Below are 2,736 nucleotides of genomic sequence, written 5' to 3' on the forward strand. Positions count from 1 at the left end.
GTCCGGAGCCGGCCCGCTCACCGCGCTCGTCACCGCCGATCCCGGCCCCGGCCGGCACCCCTGGCACGGCGGTGCGCAGACCGCCGCCTGGGCGTACTGGCGCGTCACGGGAGATCCGGAACCCGCGCTGCGGGTGTGCGGGGCGGCCGCCCGGGCCGGCCTCGGTCAGCCGGTGCTGCGCCATCTGGCCGACCTCGGCCCGCGGGCCGCGCGGTACGCCGACGCGGTACGGCCGCTGCTGACGTGCCCCGGCGAGTGGAGCCGGGTCGGCGCGGCCGAGGCCTGGTGGCGGATCACCGGCGACGCGCCACCGGCCGTGGCGGCCCTGCTGCCGGAGCTGGCACCGTTGACCCGGCACTCGGCGACCCCGCTGGTGCGGCGGACCGTCCGGGTCCTGGGGGCGATCGGCGCACCGGCGGCAGCGGCCCTGCCGGCACTGCACGAGGTCGTCTCCTCGCCCCGCCGCTACGACGGCATCCGGGCGGACGAGGAGCTCCTCCGGGTCACGCGCGAGGCGCTGGGGGCCATCGAGCGGGGGTAGGGGCGTCGCCCGTGCTGCCCGTGCTGCTGCCCGTGCCGGACGAGCCGGACGCGTCCTGGGTCCGGACGACCGGCCGGCTCGTCGTCGGAGCCGTGCACGTGATCCCGCGGGGCCGCTGGAGCGTTCGTGGAGCTCACGCCGGAAGGGGTGCGGCAGCCCGCAGGACGTCCTGGGGCAGGTAGGGGGAATCCACGCGGACGGCCCAGCCGCGGCGGCGTGCGTGGCAGGCCAGGGCGAGGACGTCGAGGTCGACGGAGACCTCGGGGCTGTCGCCGCGGTCGGCGACCTGGTAGTAGGCGCGATGGGCTTCGAGCGCGTCGGCCAGGGCGAGGTTGAAGCTTTCCTCGTCCCCCTCGACCAGCTGCGACAGCAGTACGGCCGGCGGCATGGGCAGGCCCCAGTCCTTGGCCTTCTCGGCCTCGCGCAGCGCCCGCTGCGCGGCCGCTTCGGGCTCGGTGCCCGTCAGGTAGACGTGGAGCGCCCCGCGGTAGGCGGTGAAGGCGGAGCCGTCCGGGTGGGCGAAGGTGGGGCCGGTGAGGACCAGTGGGGCCAGGTCCTCGCGCACGCCCGTGATCAGGGCGAAGGCGGTGGCCCACTGCCAGTTGCCGGGGCCGGCATGGTTGCTCCGCTCGGCCGTGTACCGCAGCGTGCGGCCGCCGATGGTCACCTCGGTCTCGGTGCCCGGCTCCGCCAGCGCGAGGCGGAACAGGGCGGCCCCGAGAGCGGAGGCCAGCCGGAGCGTCGCGAGCCGGGCCTCCGTGACGTCGCCGGGATCCCCCGCCCGCCACGCGAAGAGGCGCTCCTGATCGGCCAGCAGGCTGCCGAGCCGCGACACGGCGAGGGGCTTGCCGTCGACGGGGGTGAAGGCCTCGCGCAAGCGCTCCTCGTACTGGGCCTCGATCCAGGTGAGGTCGCCCCGCCCGCACTCCGGCCGTTCGACCACCAGCGGGCCCGCGGCCAGCGCGGCGACCGCGTCCGGCCGGCGGTCGCGGCCGAACGCGGTGACCCGCGGGCCCTGGCTCTCGAAGCCCGTGACGAGGGCGTGCGGGAGGTAGTCGGTCTGTACGGCCGGTGCCCAGCCCAGCGTCCGGTACGCGAGCGCGGCGAGCGCGAGCGGAAGGAGCGGGAGCAGGCTGCTCGCGCCGGCCGCGGGCCCCTGCGCGGCGGCGTGCCCGATCAGGAGGGCGGCGAGCTCGGCGTCGAAGGCCTCCCGGTCCTCGACGAGCAGCGCGCGCAGCGCCCGGAGCCCCGTGGTGTCGGGGAGGTCCGGGAGCGGCTCGCCGGACTCCGCGGCGCGGCTTCGGACGCGGTCCAGGGCGGCGTCGACGGCGGCGAGCTTGGCCCGCGCGCTCGGCGGGTACTCCCCGTCGCCCGCGTCGTCCAGGGCCACGGCCGTGAGTCCGGTGGCGAGTTCGCCGGCGGGCGTGCCCTGCGCCTGCCCGGCGAACTTCCGCCGGGCGAAATGGAAGGCCTCGCCGTGCCACCCGAGCTGGTCCGTGAGGACGACCAGGCACAGCGCTTCGGTCCAGTACCCGGGAGTGACGCTCTCCTCGGGGGCGTCCTCACCCGGGTCGTAGTCGATGCCGAAGTTCACGTAGGGGAGGAAGACGTGGAAGCTGCAGTGCGGGTGGTACGCGGCGTTGGCCACGGCGCCGGCCGCAGCTTCGCAGGCGTCCTTGAGGGCGGCCTTCGCCTCCGGGGTGTCGAGGTCCGGCGTCGCCACGGAGAGGGCGCCCAGGTAGTCGAGGAACTCACGGGCGATCGACCGCCATTCGTAGACGGCCATCCGCCCGCCCCTCGACAGGGACCGCGCCCGCCCCCCGATGCGGTTCGTGAAGTCCTCGCACGCCGTGGACACGACGGCCCCGCGCACCTGGTGACGCTCTATTCGCACTGCCCTGCTCCTTGATCGATCCCGCCACCACCCTAGACGCGGGGTACGACAGCCCGGTGACCGTCGGTCGGCTGCCGATCCGGCCTCGGGTGGGGAAGGTCGGGCGTGCACGTGCGGGTCAGTGCACCGCGTCCGGTTCCTGGTGGGGGGCGGGTGCCGGGGTGAGGGTGCCGGCGGTGCGGGTCAGGGCGGTGCGTACGTGGCGGACGGCCCGCTCGGCGTCGAGGAGTTCCTCCGGTGTGGGGACGACCGTGCCGAAGGAGGTGTGCCGGTCGGCGGTCAGCGTCCGCCATTGCAGGAC

Annotated in this window: 1 protein-coding gene and 2 pseudogenes; 1 reads left to right on the top strand and 2 read right to left on the bottom strand. The window is 76.0% G+C overall.

The features are described from left to right. A pseudogene (locus tag ACFVXK_RS38005) lies at positions 1-541 on the top strand (hypothetical protein); the annotation flags it as partial. Between the two features lie 133 nt (positions 542-674). Here the strand turns inward: ACFVXK_RS38005 and ACFVXK_RS38010 are convergent. Then, positions 675-2,435 (bottom strand): immunity 49 family protein, encoded by a 1,761-nt coding sequence (locus ACFVXK_RS38010; protein ID WP_389621790.1) that lies wholly within the window; start codon positions 2,433-2,435, stop codon positions 675-677. Positions 2,436-2,553: 118 nt separating this feature from the next. Next, positions 2,554-2,736: pseudogene (locus ACFVXK_RS38015) on the bottom strand (hypothetical protein); the annotation flags it as partial.

The organism is Streptomyces sp. NPDC058157 (genome assembly GCF_042884105.1).
In the GTDB taxonomy this organism is placed as follows: Bacteria; Actinomycetota; Actinomycetes; order Streptomycetales; family Streptomycetaceae; genus Streptomyces.